At 44.0% G+C, this 17,287-nt stretch carries 19 protein-coding genes and 1 other RNA gene; 9 read left to right on the top strand and 11 right to left on the bottom strand.

Translation table 11 applies throughout. The features are described from left to right. Positions 1–198: 198 nt before the first annotated feature. Positions 199–528: a DUF3392 family protein gene (locus tag MAR181_RS01815; protein ID WP_013794908.1), complete on the bottom strand. Its 330-nt coding sequence runs from the start codon at positions 526–528 to the stop codon at positions 199–201. Between the two features lie 25 nt (positions 529–553). Further along, a complete protein-coding gene (locus tag MAR181_RS01810; protein WP_013794907.1) occupies positions 554–1,102 on the bottom strand; it encodes a hypothetical protein in 549 nt (182 codons plus the stop codon). A 128-nt stretch (positions 1,103–1,230) separates the two neighbouring features. On the opposite strand from MAR181_RS01810, the gene MAR181_RS01805 reads away from it, so the two are divergent. Further along, positions 1,231–1,842, top strand: a complete 612-nt coding sequence (locus tag MAR181_RS01805) for a uridine kinase family protein (protein ID WP_013794906.1) — start codon at positions 1,231–1,233, stop codon at positions 1,840–1,842. A 34-nt stretch (positions 1,843–1,876) separates the two neighbouring features. Here the strand turns inward: MAR181_RS01805 and dnaJ are convergent, their stop codons facing one another. The 3 genes from dnaJ to grpE form a co-directional block, all read right to left on the bottom strand. Then, entirely contained in the window at positions 1,877–3,004 is a 1,128-nt protein-coding gene (dnaJ, locus tag MAR181_RS01800; RefSeq protein ID WP_013794905.1) for a molecular chaperone DnaJ, read from the bottom strand. Positions 3,005–3,123: 119 nt separating this feature from the next. Beyond that, positions 3,124–5,040, bottom strand: a complete 1,917-nt coding sequence (gene dnaK, locus MAR181_RS01795) for a molecular chaperone DnaK (RefSeq protein WP_013794904.1) — start codon at positions 5,038–5,040, stop codon at positions 3,124–3,126. A gap of 102 nt (positions 5,041–5,142) precedes the next feature. Continuing rightward, a complete protein-coding gene (gene grpE / locus MAR181_RS01790; protein WP_013794903.1) occupies positions 5,143–5,721 on the bottom strand; it encodes a nucleotide exchange factor GrpE in 579 nt (192 codons plus the stop codon). 185 nt (positions 5,722–5,906) lie between these two features. On the opposite strand from grpE, the gene recN reads away from it, so the two are divergent. Then, entirely contained in the window at positions 5,907–7,577 is a 1,671-nt protein-coding gene (recN, locus tag MAR181_RS01785; RefSeq protein ID WP_013794902.1) for a DNA repair protein RecN, read from the top strand. Between the two features lie 143 nt (positions 7,578–7,720). On the opposite strand, the gene fur is transcribed toward recN, so the two are convergent. Next, positions 7,721–8,131, bottom strand: coding sequence for a ferric iron uptake transcriptional regulator (fur, locus tag MAR181_RS01780; RefSeq protein WP_013794901.1), 411 nt, complete (start codon positions 8,129–8,131; stop codon positions 7,721–7,723). Between the two features lie 69 nt (positions 8,132–8,200). Here fur and MAR181_RS01775 point away from each other — a divergent pair, with 69 nt between their 5' ends. Then, entirely contained in the window at positions 8,201–8,518 is a 318-nt protein-coding gene (locus MAR181_RS01775; protein ID WP_013794900.1) for an outer membrane protein assembly factor BamE, read from the top strand. Here the strand turns inward: MAR181_RS01775 and MAR181_RS01770 are convergent. Genes MAR181_RS01770 through MAR181_RS01760 form a run of 3 tightly spaced genes read right to left on the bottom strand, consistent with a single transcriptional unit; the run spans position 8,515 to position 10,592 of the window. Continuing rightward, a complete protein-coding gene (locus tag MAR181_RS01770; RefSeq protein ID WP_144011191.1) occupies positions 8,515–8,799 on the bottom strand; it encodes an RnfH family protein in 285 nt (94 codons plus the stop codon). The genes MAR181_RS01775 and MAR181_RS01770 overlap by 4 nt on opposite strands. Position 8,800: 1 nt before the next feature. After that, a complete protein-coding gene (locus tag MAR181_RS01765) occupies positions 8,801–9,232 on the bottom strand; it encodes a type II toxin-antitoxin system RatA family toxin (RefSeq protein ID WP_013794898.1) in 432 nt (143 codons plus the stop codon). A gap of 1 nt (position 9,233) precedes the next feature. Then, positions 9,234–10,592, bottom strand: a complete 1,359-nt coding sequence (locus tag MAR181_RS01760; RefSeq protein WP_013794897.1) for a sodium-dependent transporter — start codon at positions 10,590–10,592, stop codon at positions 9,234–9,236. 171 nt (positions 10,593–10,763) lie between these two features. Between MAR181_RS01760 and smpB the strand changes: the two genes are divergently transcribed. The 6 genes from smpB (at position 10,764) to MAR181_RS01730 (ending at position 14,961) form a co-directional block, all read left to right on the top strand. Continuing rightward, positions 10,764–11,246, top strand: coding sequence for an SsrA-binding protein SmpB (gene smpB, locus MAR181_RS01755; RefSeq protein WP_013794896.1), 483 nt, complete (start codon positions 10,764–10,766; stop codon positions 11,244–11,246). Positions 11,247–11,350: 104 nt separating this feature from the next. Continuing rightward, positions 11,351–11,712, top strand: a transfer-messenger RNA (tmRNA) gene (ssrA, locus tag MAR181_RS18200). Positions 11,713–12,441: 729 nt separating this feature from the next. Further along, positions 12,442–13,155, top strand: a complete 714-nt coding sequence (locus MAR181_RS18010; protein WP_013794894.1) for a sterol desaturase family protein — start codon at positions 12,442–12,444, stop codon at positions 13,153–13,155. Between the two features lie 9 nt (positions 13,156–13,164). After that, positions 13,165–13,470 carry a helix-turn-helix domain-containing protein gene (locus tag MAR181_RS01745; RefSeq protein WP_013794893.1) on the top strand — a complete coding sequence of 102 codons (306 nt, stop codon included), beginning with the start codon at positions 13,165–13,167 and terminating at the stop codon, positions 13,468–13,470. 390 nt (positions 13,471–13,860) lie between these two features. Then, entirely contained in the window at positions 13,861–14,133 is a 273-nt protein-coding gene (locus MAR181_RS01735; RefSeq protein ID WP_013794891.1) for a hypothetical protein, read from the top strand. Between the two features lie 411 nt (positions 14,134–14,544). Next, a complete protein-coding gene (locus MAR181_RS01730; protein ID WP_013794890.1) occupies positions 14,545–14,961 on the top strand; it encodes a CBS domain-containing protein in 417 nt (138 codons plus the stop codon). 110 nt (positions 14,962–15,071) lie between these two features. Here MAR181_RS01730 and MAR181_RS01725 read toward each other — a convergent pair whose 3' ends face one another. Continuing rightward, positions 15,072–16,823, bottom strand: a complete 1,752-nt coding sequence (locus MAR181_RS01725; RefSeq protein ID WP_013794889.1) for a bifunctional lysophospholipid acyltransferase family protein/GNAT family N-acetyltransferase — start codon at positions 16,821–16,823, stop codon at positions 15,072–15,074. 20 nt (positions 16,824–16,843) lie between these two features. Next, positions 16,844–17,284 carry a YHS domain-containing (seleno)protein gene (locus MAR181_RS01720; protein ID WP_013794888.1) on the bottom strand — a complete coding sequence of 147 codons (441 nt, stop codon included), beginning with the start codon at positions 17,282–17,284 and terminating at the stop codon, positions 16,844–16,846. Between the last annotated feature and the right edge of the window lie 3 nt (positions 17,285–17,287).

The raw sequence follows: 17,287 nt of genomic DNA, 5'->3' as shown, positions 1-17,287 counted from the left end.
AAAACAAATTGTAAGAAGACTACGAAAAGTCTTTAAAATCCGTAATTTAGAGGGTTATTTTATAGAAATAACGAAATATAAAAGAAGAGTTAGAAACTTTACTACAGAAGCGAAGCGTTGAATGGAAAAATCAGCAAAACCTGTCTATTTTGTTGTAAATTAGCAACGAAATTAGACAGGAAATTTCATCAATTATTTTCACAAATGGCGTTTTCTTTCGGCCAAAATGCCCAATACACAAAAACACGCCAGTATCAGAATAGGTCGGTAGACTAAATCCACCTGTGTAATTCCCCACAAAAACAATGGCTGAGTCCACAGAGTTAACAAACCATAGCCGAACGTACACATGAGAATAAACGCCGCAATGCGAGCAAGAAAAATCCACGAAGACACCATGCGCTTAAGATACCCATTAATACGGTCGCCATAAATCACCAAACAGGTCGCGACTAGCGCCAAAGAGACATCTTGCAAGTGAGGTTGTAACAGTTGCGCTAAGCGCAAATTGAGATCAAGAAAAATCATAGGTTGATTTACTGCCAAGCCATAACTAATAATTACTAGATAAGGATTCTACATCGATTCGTCCCGAACTCCGAATCACTTTAGGACGTTCATCGACATACATTACCGACACATCGGCACTGGTATTTTTCAACATGATCTTAGTGTAATCTTTAAGCTGCCATTCCACTTCCCCAAGACCATTATCAAGACGACCAGAACTTGGCGGACCGTATTTCTTCAACAGTAAATTCCCTAGAGAACGACGCTGGCGAAGGCTTTTCACCGTGCCCGAAAGTAAAGCCTGTTCTAGATAGCCAAACTCGTTACTCTGTACCGTTAAATCGGTCACCCCTAAAATGCCTTCAGGACCGAGACTGTAGCTTTGAACACCTTCTTTATAGGCTGGGTAGCTTTCCACTCCCATGGATTTTAGCTGTTCGCCTAAATCTGACAATTTCAGGTTATTGAATGGCAAGCCAAACAATTCTAACTGACCTGACACTCGCGCAGTGCTCGCTTGTGTATTAGCCCATAGTTGCTGCGACACCAAAACAAATAAGGCGAGGACAACAGAAGCAATCACCCTAGGCATGAATCTATCCCTACATAAATCGATATTCCACTTTTGCCGCCAAAAACGGCCAAACCTGATATATAATACAACACGAATCGCTCCCACAACTCAAGGAGCACAGACAGATTATTTTTTTGAGGTAGTACATGGCACTTGTTATTGGCATCACAGGAGTATCAGGCAGTGGAAAGAGTCGACTTTGTTCGCTGTTAGCAGAAGGACAAGATTCAAAAATCACTGTTCTTTGCCAGGATAACTTCTACAACGGCTGCGGCAGCATAGACCCGGATGTCTATAATTTCGATGATTTAAATTCGCTTGATGTTGAAAGCTTAACTCTGGCCATTCATAACTGCAAAAATAGACAACAGCCAAATGAGATCCCAGTTTACGATCACTCTCAACACAAACGCATCGGTTATCGTAATCTGGAATCAACCCATGTAGTCCTCGTAGAAGGCCACATGATGTTCCAAGACCCAGGCATACGCGACGCCGTCGACTACTTGTTGTTTGTTGATACTGACATGGACATTGCTGTGGTAAGGCGTTTGAAGCGTGACATTGCGGAGCGTGGACGTAACGTCAATGAAGTCACCAGTCGCTACATGCGCCACGTGCGCCAAGCATCGCTAAAGACTCTAGACATTCGAGATAAAGCCGACTTTATCATTCCTAACAATAAAAGCTTTACCAATGCTGCCAACTTGTTACGCAGCCATATCGATTTTTTACTCAAAGAAAAAGGCGCTAAATAGCGCCTTTTTCAGATCGACAAGGAGGTCGTTACCCTTACTTCTTAATATCGTCAAAGAAGCGTTTCACCCCATCAAACCAACTTTTCTGTCTTGGCGAATGATCCGTTCCTTCGCCCATGGTATCCGCCAACTCTGTCAGTAATTCTTTCTGACGAGCGGTTAGATTCACCGGTGTTTCCACCACAACCTTACAAATTAGGTCGCCTACTGGGCCACCACGCACAGGTTTCACACCCTTGTTACGCAGACGGAACAGTTTGCCAGTCTGACACTCGGCCGTCACTTTCAAGCGAACTCGGCCATCCAATGTTGGTACATCGATGTCACCACCAAGAGCAGCTGTAGTAAAACTAATTGGCACTTCACAGTACAAGTTAGCCCCATCGCGCTCAAAGATGTTATGAGGTTTCACCGACACCTGTACAAACAAATCACCTGCTGGACCGCCATGTGTTCCGGCTTCACCTTCACCAGAAAGACGAATACGGTCACCTGTGTCCACACCCGCAGGGATTTTCACATTCAGAGTTTTGTATTCTTGCTTACGGCCTTGGCCATGACAATCAGGACAAGGGTCTGAAATGACCTGACCTTGACCGTGACATTCTGGACAGGTTTGCTGAACCGAGAAAAAGCCTTGCGACATACGTACCTGACCAGCACCGCCACAAGTTCCACACGTCTTAGGTGTTGAGCCTTTTTTCGCACCAGAACCGTCACAGGTCTCACATTCTACCAAGGTAGGGATGCGGATTTTTTCCTCACAACCCCAGACCGCTTGCTCTAAATCAAGTTCTAAGGTGTAACGTAAATCTGAGCCACGTCGCGTACGGCTTTGACCACCGCCACCACCGCCGCCAAAAATATCACCAAAGACATCACCAAAGATGTCGCTAAAACCACCCGCTCCTGCACCGCCAAAGCCGCCAGCCTGACCGTTTACGCCTTCATGACCAAAGCGGTCATAAGCCGAGCGCTTTTCTTCAGAAGACAGAATTTCATAGGCTTCCGCCAATTCTTTAAATTTATCGAGTGCTTCTGGGTTGTCTGGATTCTTATCTGGGTGGTACTTATTCGCTAAAGAGCGATAAGCTTTTTTGATCTCTTTCTTATCCGCGTCTTTGGCAACCCCAAGAACGTCGTAATAGTCTCTTTTGCTCATCGCAGGCATTCCTGAATAGTAAAAGTCTTAACCTAATGCTTAAACAGCAAAGCACGGTTCGAAAACCGTGCTCGCTATCGCTTGCCTCATAAGGAGGCGGCGTTATCAGCTATTGACGATTATTTTTTATCGTCTTTTACTTCTTCGAATTCAGCGTCTACCGCATCGTCTTGCGTTTCAGCTTGCTCTGCACCTTCTGGTGCGCCCGCTGCAGCTTCCGCATCAGCGTACATCTTCTGAGCCAAAGAACCTGACGCTTGAGTCAACGCATTGGTTTTCTCTTCGATCTGTTCTTTGTCATTAGAGGTTAGCGCTTCTTCCAATTCAGAGATCGCTGTTTCAATCGCTGTTTTCTCTTCTTCAGTCGCTTTATCACCCGCATCCGCAAGTGTCTTACGAGTCGCGTGGATCATGCCATCCGCTGTATTGCGAACTTGCACAAGCTCTTCAAACTTACGATCTTCTTCCGCGTTCGCTTCCGCGTCCTGAACCATTTTTTCAACTTCTTCATCGCTCAAGCCTGAAGAAGCTTTGATCACGATAGACTGTTCTTTACCAGTCGCTTTGTCTTTCGCGGAAACGCTCAAGATACCGTTAGCATCAATGTCGAAGCTAACTTCAATTTGTGGCACACCACGTGGTGCTGGCGGAATATCAGCCAAATCGAAACGACCTAGTGACTTGTTCTGCGCCGCTTGTTTACGCTCACCTTGCAAAGCATGGATCGTTACCGCGTTCTGGTTGTCTTCAGCAGTCGAGAAAGTTTGTGATTTCTTAGTTGGAATCGTTGTGTTTTTCTCAATCAAGGCCGTCATCACACCACCCATTGTCTCGATACCTAAAGACAAAGGCGTGACGTCTAGAAGCAGAACGTCTTTCACGTCACCCGCTAATACCGCACCTTGAATAGACGCACCAATTGCGACAGCTTCATCTGGGTTAACGTCTTTACGTGGCTCTTTACCAAAGAATTCTGTTACTTTCGTTTGCACCAATGGCATACGAGTCTGACCACCAACCAAGATAACTTCGTCGATATCAGAAGCAGAAAGCTCAGAATCTTTCAGCGCTTGGCGGCAAGGCTCAAGAGACTTGATCACCAATTCTTCTACCAATGACTCAAGTTTAGAACGCGTCAATTTCACGTTTAAGTGTTTAGGACCACTTGCATCAGCTGTGATGTAAGGCAAGTTCACTTCTGTTTGTGAAGAAGAAGACAACTCAACTTTGGCTTTTTCACCTGCTTCTTTCAAACGCTGTAGCGCAAGTGGATCATTGTGAAGATCAATGCCAGTGTCTTTCTTAAACTCAGCAGCCAAGAATTCGATAACACGCATGTCGAAATCTTCACCACCAAGGAAAGTATCACCATTAGTCGACAATACTTCGAACTGTTTCTCGCCATCGACATCAGCAATTTCGATGATAGAGATATCGAACGTACCACCACCAAGGTCATAAACCGCGATAGTAGAATCACCAGAGTTTTTATCCAAACCGTATGCCAAAGCCGCCGCTGTTGGCTCATTGATAATACGTTTAACGTCTAGACCAGCGATTTTACCAGCATCTTTTGTTGCTTGACGCTGAGAGTCGTTAAAGTAAGCTGGGACGGTAATAACCGCTTCTGATACGCTTTCGCCAAGGTAATCTTCTGCCGTCTTCTTCATTTTTTTCAGAACTTCTGCAGATACTTGAGGTGGCGCTTTCTTATCGCCTTTGATTTCGACCCAAGCATCACCATTTTCTGCAGAAATAATTTTGTACGGCACCATAGAGATGTCTTTCTGTACCACATCATCTTGAAAACGACGACCGATCAAACGCTTAACCGCAAACAAGGTGTTTGTTGGGTTAGTCACAGCTTGACGTTTAGCAGATTGGCCGACCAATACTTCACCGTCTTCAGCGAAGGCAACGATCGAAGGAGTTGTACGATCGCCTTCCGCATTTTCAATTACACGAGCTTTTTCACCATCAAGAACAGCAACACAAGAGTTTGTGGTCCCTAAGTCGATACCAATGATTTTACCCATCGTTTGTCTCTCCAATAAATTCGTTTATAACAAGGTTACTTCTGTATTTGGGTACACTTAAAAACTTTTCAAGCGTCCAGTGTCAAAAAAATGACGGTCTTTTTATGCAGCACTTGAAACCACTACCATCGCAGGTCTTAAAAGACGACCGTGCAAGGTGTAACCCTTCTGAACCACATCCATAACAGTGTTAGGTTCTAGTTCAGGGTTTGGCACCATAGTCATGGCTTGATGCAACTCCGGGTTGAAAGGTTCGCCATGTGGATCAACGGCTTTAATTTCAAAACGAGCTAAGGTTTCAAGCAAATCTTTTAAAGTAAGCTCAACCCCTTCACGAACCGGATCCGCTTCGCCAGTGTCGGCTGCAGACGTTAAGGCACGCTCAAGGTTATCCGCTACATTAATGACAGCTTTGGCGAATTTCTCTAAACCAAACTTGTGAGCCTTTTCCACATCTTGCTCGGCACGACGACGTACGTTTTGAGCATCGGCTTGCGCTCTTAGTGCGGCTTCTTTGTATTGAGCAACGTCTTCTAACGCTTTCGCAAGTTCGTCATTTTCAGCTTCCGCTTCCAACAGCTCAGCTTCTGGCTCTAACAGCTCTTCTACTGCTTCGTTTTGTGCTTCACTGTTCAAATCTTGCTCCGCCTCTTGATTAGGATTTTTTTGCTGATCACTCATTGTTTAACTCCAAATAACAGAAACTATTCTTTCTCTGTGCTGGGTATATGGGGACGGCTTTTTACCTTTCAACACTAAAACCGCATTAAATTTAAGGGAATTAATTCCACACTAGCCACTTGTCAAAAAACAACCAAATACTGTATAAATAACCATATAAATATTTTCTTTCTTTGGAGCTTACTATGCTGATCAGCATCGCTATATCCAACTTTGCCATTGTGGAATCACTTGAACTGGAATTTAAGCAAGGTATGACAGTGATTTCCGGTGAAACTGGCGCAGGCAAATCCATTATGGTGGATGCCCTGTCATTATGCTTAGGTGATCGAACCGATGCCGGCGTTGTGCGCCATGGACAGAAAAAAGCCGACATCTCTGCCAGCTTTGACATCAAAGAGTACCCTCATGTTTATCAATGGCTGGAAGAAAGGGATCTGGAACAAGAGCATAACTGCATACTGCGCCGCGTCATTAGCAAAGAAGGCCGCTCCAAAGCCTACATCAATGGCCGACCTTGCACCTTAAGCGACTTAAAAGAGGTGGGTAGTCAGTTAGTTGACATTCATGGTCAGCACGAACATCAATCGCTTTTAAAGAAACATGCCCAACGCCAACAACTGGATGAATATGGCCAACTCACTGAACTGAGTAAGCAGGTTCAACAACAATACCAAGCGTGGCGCCAGTTAAAAGACGAACTGTTCGCCAAACAAAACCAATCCGCCGAACAAGACGCGAAGATTCAGCTGCTGTCGTATCAAGCCCAAGAATTAGAACAGATTGATTTAAAGGAAGGGGAAATTGAATCCCTAGAGCAAGAGCAAACCTTTCTCTCTAACATTGCCGATTCTCAGGTCAAAGCGTACCAAGCCAGCAATTTATTAGCAGATAACGAAGAAGGCAGCATCTGCTCTTTGCTCAATCAAGCCATTCACAGTGCCAGCCAAATCAATCCGCCAACACAGGAACTAGAAGGCGCATTAGACATGATGAATGCCGCCCTCATTCAAGCTCAAGAAGCCACCGACAGCCTTCGACATTACCAAGACACACTCGAACAAGACCCTGAACGCTTAACCACAGTCGAAAGCCGTTTATCTGATATCTATGACACCGCACGTCGTCATAAATGTTTGCCTGACACCTTGATTTCCCTACGTGAGTCGGTTGAAGGGGAACTGTCTAAACTGCAAGGTGGCGAAGAAAGCTTAGAAGCGCTAAAAGAAAAAGAAGAATTAGCCTACGAAAAGCTCACCGCTTTAGCGACTAACCTCACAGAAAAGCGCATTAGCACCAAAGACGAATTGGCAAAAAAAGTAGAAGAACAAATTCACGGCTTAGGCATGCCTCACGCACGTTTCTATATTCAATGCCAACCACTCAATCAAGTCACTGCCAATGGCTTTGAAGACATTGAATACATGATCGCTTCCAACCCAGGGCAACCTGCCCAACCACTTCGTAAAGTGGCATCCGGTGGTGAGTTATCTCGTATTAGTTTGGGCATTCAAGTGGTAACCGCTCACACCTCAACCATTCCTACTTTAGTATTTGACGAAGTCGATGTCGGCATCAGTGGTGGCATTGCAGAAGTCGTTGGGCGCATGCTGCGTTCTGTTGGCCAACGCGGCCAAGTGTTCAGCGTGACACACTTAGCGCAAGTCGCCGCACAAGGACATCAACATTTACAGGTGAGTAAAAAAGTCACCAATGAAGCGACCTCATCTGAGGTCAAAGTTTTAAAAGAACAAGACCGAACCCAAGAAATCGCTCGTTTACTAGGCGGCCTTGAATTAACCGAGCAAACCCTCGCTCATGCAAGAGAAATGCTCAGCAACGTACAGTTGCAATAATCGTTCTGGCAAAAAACCTCACCAGTCGTAAAAAACACAGTTGATCAGACAGCAAAAAGGGCTTAAACCCTAAAAGTTTAAGCCCTTCCTTTGCTCACAAAGAAAGCCACCGTTAAGAGGCACCCTTCGCTATTGCCCTGTGGTTACTTTTTCTTAGGACGCACATACATAATCAAGCTGTGCTCTTCGATATCATAACCATGTTCTTCGGCGATTTCATGCTGACGTTTTTCAATCACCGGATCAACAAACTCAATCACTTTGCCCGTTTCTAAACAGATCATGTGATCGTGATGATCACCTTTTTCCAATTCAAATACCGCTGTACCAGCTTCAAAGTGATGACGTTGAACCAAACCAGCCGTTTCAAACTGAGTCAGAACTCGATACACAGTAGCCAAGCCAACGTCTTCTCCTTGGTCAAGCAAAGTGCGATACACATCATCCGCACTTAGATGGTGGTCACCTGCTTTCTCAAGAATTTGTAAAATTTTCACTCTTGGCAAGGTTACCTTGAGTCCCGCTTTCTTTAGCTCTTGATTTTCACTAGTCATGAGTCATTCTCTATTCGATCTTATTGATAATTACTTTATCATTAGCATACCAAAGTAAGGATAATACAAATGAAAAAATCAGTTTTAATTTTATGTGCCGCACTTTCTTTAGGTGCATGCAGTTTATTTCCACCACCTTACAAGGTTCCCGTTACTCAAGGAAACCTTGTAACACAGGATCAGCTTTCACAGCTTAAAATTGGTATGTCCGAGTCTCAAGTCACTTACCTTCTCGGTAACCCTATGATCCAAGATACGTTTAAACCAAACGAGTGGCACTATATGTACACGTCTAAATATGCTACGTCTGAGACCAAACAAAGCGAAGTAACCGACCTTGTTCTTACATTCGACAGTGGCAGCCTAACCAACATTAAAAACAACTAAGGTTTCGTGCTTTTTGCTGCTCTGTTGGCCCTAGCTTGTTTAGGGTCAACCGTCAGCTCACGATACAACTCTACTCGCTCACCTTCTTTTAGCACTTGTTGGTCTGCATTGCGTACGGCTTTGCCAAAAATACCTACTTTAACGTTTTCCACATCTAACTCAGGGAAAAATACATTAATGTTGGAACGACGTACAGCATCACGTACCGTGCAACCTTCTTCCACCTCTAATGACACAATTTTCTGCTTTTCAGGCAAAGCATAAGCGACTTCAACTCTCATACTACTCACCATACACGACTTTTGCGCGCTTACTGAAAGAATCTACCATGGTATTCGAAATCTGGCTAAACACACCGCCAAAAGCAAACTTCAACATACCACTTAATTCAAAATCGATGCTCAAGGCGATTTTACAACTTGTTGGCGACACCTCAGTAAATGTCCACACACCATGAAGGCGCTTAAAAGGCCCTTCCACCAACGTCATTTCAATACGGTGGTTCAGCTCTAAATAATTCTTCGTCGTAAACGCCTGTTTCACTGGTCCTTTACCCACATCCAATGAAGCAACAATCTCTGTTGGGGTTTGCGAAATCAATTTCGCACTTAAACAACCTGGCAAAAATTCAGGGTAAGCATTAATGTCATTAACCAAATCATACATTTGCTCACAACTAAAACTAACATGAGCAAAACGTTCTATACGACTCAAACTAAACTCCTATCCAACCTGCCAAAGTAATCACCATCATGGCAGGAATACTGATGTATTTTAACGTACCGTACCACCATTCAAAATGGCTAATCTGTTTGGTGATCATTTCATTCTGCAACATGGTACGCGGTATAAACCAAGCGACCAAAATAGACAGTAAAATAGCGACAACAGGCAACAAAATTAAAGACGTTAGCGCATCTAACAATTCAAAGAAATTTAAATCAAACAGGATTTTACTGTCCCAATGGTTAAACGACAGTAACACCGCAATACCAATCAACCATACCGCAATCCCTAGTAGCAATGCGGCTTTTAAACGAGCAATATAAAATTTTTCATGTAACCAAGCGACAAACAGTTCCAACATAGAGATCGCCGACGTTAGCGCTGCCACGACGAGCAAGGTGAAGAAAACGCCAGCAAAGAATTGGCCACCAGGCAAGCCACCAAAAATAATCGGTAAAGAAACAAACGTCAGGCTTGGCCCTGCTTCCACATCAATTTGGAATGAAAAGACCAAAGGAAAGATTAGCAATCCGGCTAACAAAGCCACCAGCAAATCAACTCCCACGACAATACCGCACGCTCGGGCAATCGACATGCGTTTACTCATATAAGCACCGTAGGCAAACATCGCCCCCATGCCCACACTCAAACTAAACAAGGCCATACCCACTGCGGCCAATACCACATCAAAGGTAATGTCCTGCCATGACCAACCGAACATAAAATCTAAGGTTTTGGCCATGTTTCCTACCGTCATAGAGTAAGCTGATAAACCCAACAAACTGATGACTAACACGGGCAATAAAATTCGCACTAACGCCGACAACCCTCGAGTCACAGACTGCCCTACGGTCAACACCACCAGCACCATAAACACAGAATGCCAAAGCAGCATTTCACTCGGGTTCGCCAACAAATCTTTAAACATGGTGACAGCACCAGCTTGAGTAATTTGCCGAAATTCGCCTGATACGGCTCGTTCCAAGTAGCCTATCGACCAACCCGCAATCACACTGTAAAAGGTCAGTATCAAAAAGCCCGTAATGCCTGCTAGCCAAGGAACGATAACCCAAGCCTTATGCACAATACGGCGTTCGCTCAAATCATTGACCGTGTCCACTGGATTAGAACGGACCGTACGGCCTAACGCCACTTCTGCCACCAACACTGGCAAGCCAACCAACAACAAACATAAGCAATACACTAATAGAAACGCACCGCCACCGTTTTGCCCGAGCACATAAGGAAACTTCCAAATGTTACCTAAGCCAACCGCCGACCCACTGGCCGCAAAAATAAATATCCATGGACTTGACCAAATACCTTGTAAACATCGACTTTCAGGCATAAATTTAGGCTCTAAGAAAACAACAAAATGAGAATGAGGAAAGACAACCCTAAAGGAATAATGACTCTACTCAAATAAATTTAGTAAACAGATGTGAATTTTCCATCATTCAGGCGCATACCTCAAGAAAAGCATAGGTTTTTGCCTCTATCGACCGTATAATTTTTCCCTATGAGCAAAGTAAAGAAAAAATCCAACAGTACTGGCACCATTGCCCTTAACAAACGCGCTAAACATGACTACTTTGTAGACCAAAAGTTCGAAGCCGGACTCGTTTTGTCTGGCTGGGAAGTAAAAAGTCTACGTGAAGGCAAGGCTCAACTTGTTGACTCCTTCGTCATTATTCACCAAAACGAAGCATGGCTTGTCGGCGCAAGAATCACACCACTACTAAGTGCATCTACGCATGTAGTTTGTGAGCCACTAAGACAGCGTAAGCTACTACTTAATCGCAAAGAGCTGGACAGAATAATCCAAGTGACCGAGCAAAAGGGTAAAACCTGTGCGGCCATGGCATTGTACTGGAAAGGCAACAAAATTAAGTGTGAAGTCGCATTGGTTACCGGCAAGAAAGAGCACGACAAACGTGATACAGAACGCAACCGCGACTGGGCACGTGATAAAGAACGTTTAATGAAACACAGCCACCAATAGCAAGACATTATTTAAAATAGTGTCGCTTAAAATGAATAAGCTGTGTTACATCGCGTTATCTCTAGCGTAAACCAAAGGTTTCCGTTAGAATTGCGTTACTTTTTGGGGACGACATGGTTTCGACGTCGGTTACAAACCCAAAGGTGCATGTCGAGAGTGATACGTGATCTCGTAAATCCCCCGTATCAATTTAATAGTCGCAAACGACGAAAACTACGCTTTAGCAGCCTAAACCGCTGCTAGTGTGCTGCCCTCAGGTTGCTCGTAGCCAGAGACTCTGCAGTATCATAAATTACGAGATGCTAACTGATGCCCCGCCTAGGGATAAGGTTCTAAGATTAAGTAGGCTCGCCATTAACACCCTGTCCTTCGGGCGGTTCGTGGTCAAACAGTAGAAGTGACTATGCATGTAGAGCCGATGGCAGAGGACTGACGGACGGGGGTTCGATCCCCCCCGTCTCCACCAATTTAAAGAACCACCTTCGGGTGGTTTTTTTACGTCTAACCCTCGTAAAAAAGGACTGTAGCGTTTTATAACATTGTCATTTTGGAGCATTCAAAATGAACATTTTAGACATTCAATTAGTAGCAGAAAAAGTCCTCGGTTTAACCCCACAGCAAGTAGACGAACGGATCGAAAACGCTGAAGACTAGGACACCCACTAAAAAAACGCTTTGGAGTTGCCTAGACACCTTTAGCAAAATCGCCAACGACCTGATCCCGCTAACCCCCATTATCCAAGAGCCAAAAACACACCAACGGATCCACGCCTTCGTGGAATTTCAAGACGGGAACGGCTTCATCGTTGCGCGGCAAAACCTTAACCGCGAACCAACCTTTGATGAAAATACTCTGACCTAATGCATGACACACCAAAAGACATCCGTACCCACTAATCGCCAGACGGTAACATCTGGCACTGTTCCAAGGATGTCTTCAAGGCATTAGGGATTATCTGGACTGGTGAAACAATAAGAAACACACCAGCAGCCCACAGGACTAAGTACCCAGTAAACACCCAAAAAGGCGAGCGCCTAGCTGTATTTATCAGCAAAGAAGAAAAACCTCACTTGCAAAAAAACGCTCAAATTAACGCTAATTCCTTATAAAAGGTACACTACATGATACAAAAGGCATGATTTAAAAAGGTCAGTAGTAGTAGCCTCAAGTCTCCATAATAGAAGGAGATTTGAAATGTTCATTACCAACCTGATTACCCTACAAGCTATTTTTTTCTTGTGTAGTTTTCTGTTAGAAAGGATATTTCCCAACAATCAGTGGCAAACACAAAAAGGCTTTAACTCCATGTTGTGTTTCATCATGAGTATTGGCGCGATATTCGCCCAAGTCATGTTTTTTGGGTGGATAAATATTCCAGCAATAGGCATAGCAATACATAACGATCCACTTATAGAAGGTATGATCTTCTACCTAATCTATTCATTTGTTAACTACTGGGCTCACAGAGCAAAACACGCAATACCAATAGCATGGAAGTACTTACATAAAATGCACCACAGCCCTTCCCACATGGACAGTCGCGTGGCATTTTATAGGCATCCGCTGGAAATGCTTATAAACACCGCCATATTGTTTGTATTGGGTAAAGTTATTTTAGATGTCAGTGCCAATGCCGTCGCCATGACGCTAGTGATTGAAGGCATACTAGAAACCTTCCATCACGCCAATATTAGACTGCCTCGCTGGATACGACCGCTGGGGTATATTATTCAAATCCCAGAGCAGCACATTGTTCATCACCAGAAAGGGTTGCATAAATACAACTACAGCCCATTAGCCCATTGGGATTTAATGTTTGGAATATTACGATTCTACCAAAGTGGCTTTAACTGGCTAGATTTTAAAGACTCAAACAAAGCATGGCCATATTTACGGTTCGATAAATAGGAGAGCACCATGGGACCCCAAGAAAAGGAAATAACAGGCGTTTCATTTGATTTAAGCACTGCCACACAGTACGACGCTGTTGGTGTAGATAAGCTTGAAGAACAACTCAGAGAAAAAATCACCGAGTTCACCTCAAGCAGCCGAATTATTAACGGCAGAAAACGCAAAGGAAGCTATCGTTTATTAGCTGAATATACGGATATTAGCCATGCTTACATTCACCAATTTCACAGTGAAAAGCGAGCCATTTGTATTACCAATATGAACAAGCTCGCCAACTACTTTGGTGTAAAATACATTGTTAGCAACTTCTAAGCTTATTATTCTGTATACTAAAATTTACAAAAATTCATACTAATTGACAAAAGATGAAAATCGTTCAATATAGGGAAATTAGATAAAAGGCTAAAAAAGATGGAGCCTGATGAGAAGCAACCTGCTTGACTTAGTTCAATGTCAATTGATTAGAATGTCATCGGATATTAAAGCGTTAAAAACGCTGTCAATAGTGATACCCGATACGATAGATCATGAAACAACCGTCACCAGTGAAGGAATTAGCTCGTTGCTAAAATGTGTTGTTGAAAGCATGAAAAATTCTCAAGAAAGCCTATTTGTCGCATTGCAAGAAACTGCCTAAAAAGCCCCTCTGTATGAGGGGCTTTTTTATTTGCCCTAACCTGCAACGAAGAAAAGGGAATCTATATGGAACGTATTCAAATACAACGACTCGCAGAAAAAGTGCTCGGGCTCACCACTCGAGAAACGGACGACTTAATAGACAGCGGCGGAGATTACGACACACCGCTTAAAGAGCGATTTGGTGTTGATTTACAGACCTTCGGGGACATTGTTAGCGCTCTTATCCCGCTAACCCCTATCATCCAAGAGCCAAAAACACACCAACTGATCCACGCCTTCGTGGAATTTCAAGACGGACACGGCACGATACTGGCCAAAGAAGCTATTGATGAATAACCTTCTACAAAAGAATAAAGCCCTCAATTCGAGGGCTTTAAAGGTACAATAAATAGCGCTTCGCCAGTTGACCTAGCTGGTCGTTGCGGATTAATAGATTTCTGACTGTTTGTTGCAGAAAAATCGAGCGACTTAATGTTATTTCAATATAAAAATCAATTAGTTACTGGTCTTATTGAAGGAGTGAATACTCTTCTCTATAAATAAATCACTCAGAGAAATGAATAACCGAAGGGTTAAATCATTATTTCTCTTTGCTTAATAATCGTAACAAGTCTTATCCATACAGCCTGTTCTTACATTCGCCCTTCCTTACTCATCATAAAAGCATCACAAATATCTCGTCTCTGTTACGCAATTCTGCGTGTCTAGCTCTACACTAAAGGTATGCATTGGCTGGGAGAAATAAGTATGAAAACAGGTACCCTCTTTGTGAGAGACATTATGTCGCGTGACGCTTATTACGTTTACCCTGATACCAGTATCATTGATTGTGTGAAAGGGCTCACACAGCGCCGTTTGCCGGGTGCGCCGGTGGCTGATAAACAAGGACATTTGATTGGTTTTGTGTCTGAGCAAGATATTTTACCAGCGCTCATGCAAAGCGCTTATTACAGTGAAGAACCGAAGGATGTGAGTTCGGTGATGAAGACCAATGTGCTGAGTGTCAGTCCAAACGATCACATTATTGAAATTGCTAAGATGATGGCAGAGCCCAAGCCTAAGATGTACCCAGTGGTACAAGAAAGACGCATCATTGGCATCATCACTCGCTATCATGTGACTAAAGCGTTATTGGCCGATTTGGAAGTCGCTGTGCCTGTTTAGTCACAGCTTACGTCGCCACGAGGGTGCTCCTTCGTGGCCTTTTCCTTCGAGTGTTTCTTACTTCGAAAACGTCTTTCGTCATGGCAATTAAAGAGATACGTTTGATTGCCTTAATCCGCTGTTTCAGACTCAGAGCTGGCATGTTGTTTTAGATAATCCTCAGCCGGTGCTCGCCCCATGTATTTGCCCAACGTTTTGAGTGGTACCTTGGTCAAATCCACCATAATAAGACCATCCAATGCATCATTGAACTCATGATCCAGATTAAAGCAAATCAATTTACCGTTCATTCTTAGGTATTGTCTGAGCAACACTGGCAGGCCTTTTCCTTGCTCCATGCGCGCCAAGATTTTGGACAACAGCTCAACATTGGTCAAGGCAGACAAAAGGTTAGGCTGCCAAAAGTCCGTTGTGTTCTGCGCTAATGGCGTGGATGCTTTGACCAATTTGGCTCTTCGTTGATCATAATGATGTAAGGACAGGGTTTGCATCATCAGTTGTCGAGCACTGTCGCTGTAATCATTACTGATACTGACAGGCCCAAATAAATGGGTATATTGCGGATAACGCAATACTAATGTGGCAATGCCTTTCCATAACATCAGCAAGGAATTGAGGTTCTTTTGGTACGCCTCAGCGACCACAGATCGTCCCACTTCAATGCTGTTTCCCATACTGGCCAAAAAGGCTTGATCGTATTGAAACAAGCTACGCGAATACAAGCCCTGTAACCCCTTTTCCTTGAGCAACTGATCAACAAAGCCCAAACGATAAGCACCAACGATTTTTTGATCGACTTTGTGCCACACAAACAATTGCTGATAGTAGTGATCGTATTCATCCAGATCACAAGCCAATCCACTGCCCTCACCAACCGCACGAAAACTTTGCTCTCTGATGCGTCCTATTTCCTGCATTATATTGGGTAATCGATCGCGGCCAGCACAATACACTGCAAAATCCCCTTGCTCGAATAGCAGAGCCTCTTCAGGTAATGCGGCTATGTCTCTTAATAAGGAATCGGACGCCAACGGCGCAATCACCTTTGACAAGCTTTGTTGTTGGGTATCAGACGACAATAAATAGGTGTTGAGTCGTAAGTAATGGACTAAATCTTTTTCGTCGCTGAAGCCTTTCAATTCGGAATAATCAATGGCTTGCCCAATAGACAAGCGAATGCCCGTGGCGCTTTTATTGAGCAGCTCTTTTGCCAACATGGCGGTTCTTAACAAAGGGTGAATTCGCCCCGCGCGATAAAACATGGCACTGTTTTTTCCATCAATGAAAATCGGCACCACTGACGCTTGGCTGCGGTTGATAAACTTCGCCACCGAATGACGCCATTCCACATCTGCCAATACCTTGCTGCCTTTAGCATAAGTAGACACTTCCCCAGCGGGAAAAATCACTAGCACACCGCCATCGGCCAAATGCTTATTGGCCTCGCGTATTGCCACACTGTTTGTTTTGGCGGCTTTACTGCCACCAAACACATTGACTCCGATAAACAAATCACGGATCTCTGGTAAGCGCTTGAGCATTTCGTTCGCCAGCACTTTCACATCCTGACGCACATTGGCGAGCAGATCCGCCACAATCACCCCCTCTATGGCACCCAAGGGATGATTCGCGACAATCACCACAGGACCTTGTTTGGGTATGTTCTGTAAAGACCCCGATGCTAACTGATAATGGATATCCAAGGCTTTGAGAGTGTAATTCATAAACTCAAAGCTGGAGTGAGTCAACGTGCGTTGTTGATACAAGGCATCCAGCTTACTCAAGCCAGTCAGCCACTCCACACATTTTTCAGCGAGGCCAAATGGCGTTACTCTGGGCAAACGAAATGGACTATCTGTCATCTTCTTCTCTCTTTACTAAATTATTGTGGCATCATTTCAGGCCAATTCTGATCCGCTTGATCAATGTGCAAGGCCGAATCAGCATTCCATTTTTGTTTTACCGATTTGTTATAGTTCAAATACAATTTCCCATCGACAATGGCCCACTGCTCAGGATCAGAGGAAGCAAAGCTTTTATTGGCTGAAACGGCCCAAGCACAATAACCGCCGTATTGTGGCGCGTATTTTTCAGGTTCGGCCAAGAACATTTCCAAATGTTTTTTTGAGACAAAATACCAGTCTGCACCCTTATATTCTGCTTTAAATTTGGCGCTACCTTCGATAGCTCGCAGTTCCGTAAAATAGGCGACCGTATCATAACCACTAACCGCTTTGTTGCTGAAATAGCCGGTCGAAATAGGGTCTTCTGCCCACGTCCAGGGACTGGCAAAAAGAATGATCATTGCGATAAATTGTTTCATTGC

Source organism: Marinomonas posidonica IVIA-Po-181 (genome assembly GCF_000214215.1).
GTDB classification, from domain to species: domain Bacteria; phylum Pseudomonadota; class Gammaproteobacteria; order Pseudomonadales; family Marinomonadaceae; genus Marinomonas; species Marinomonas posidonica.
This window is presented reverse-complemented; position numbering and strand designations above follow the sequence as displayed.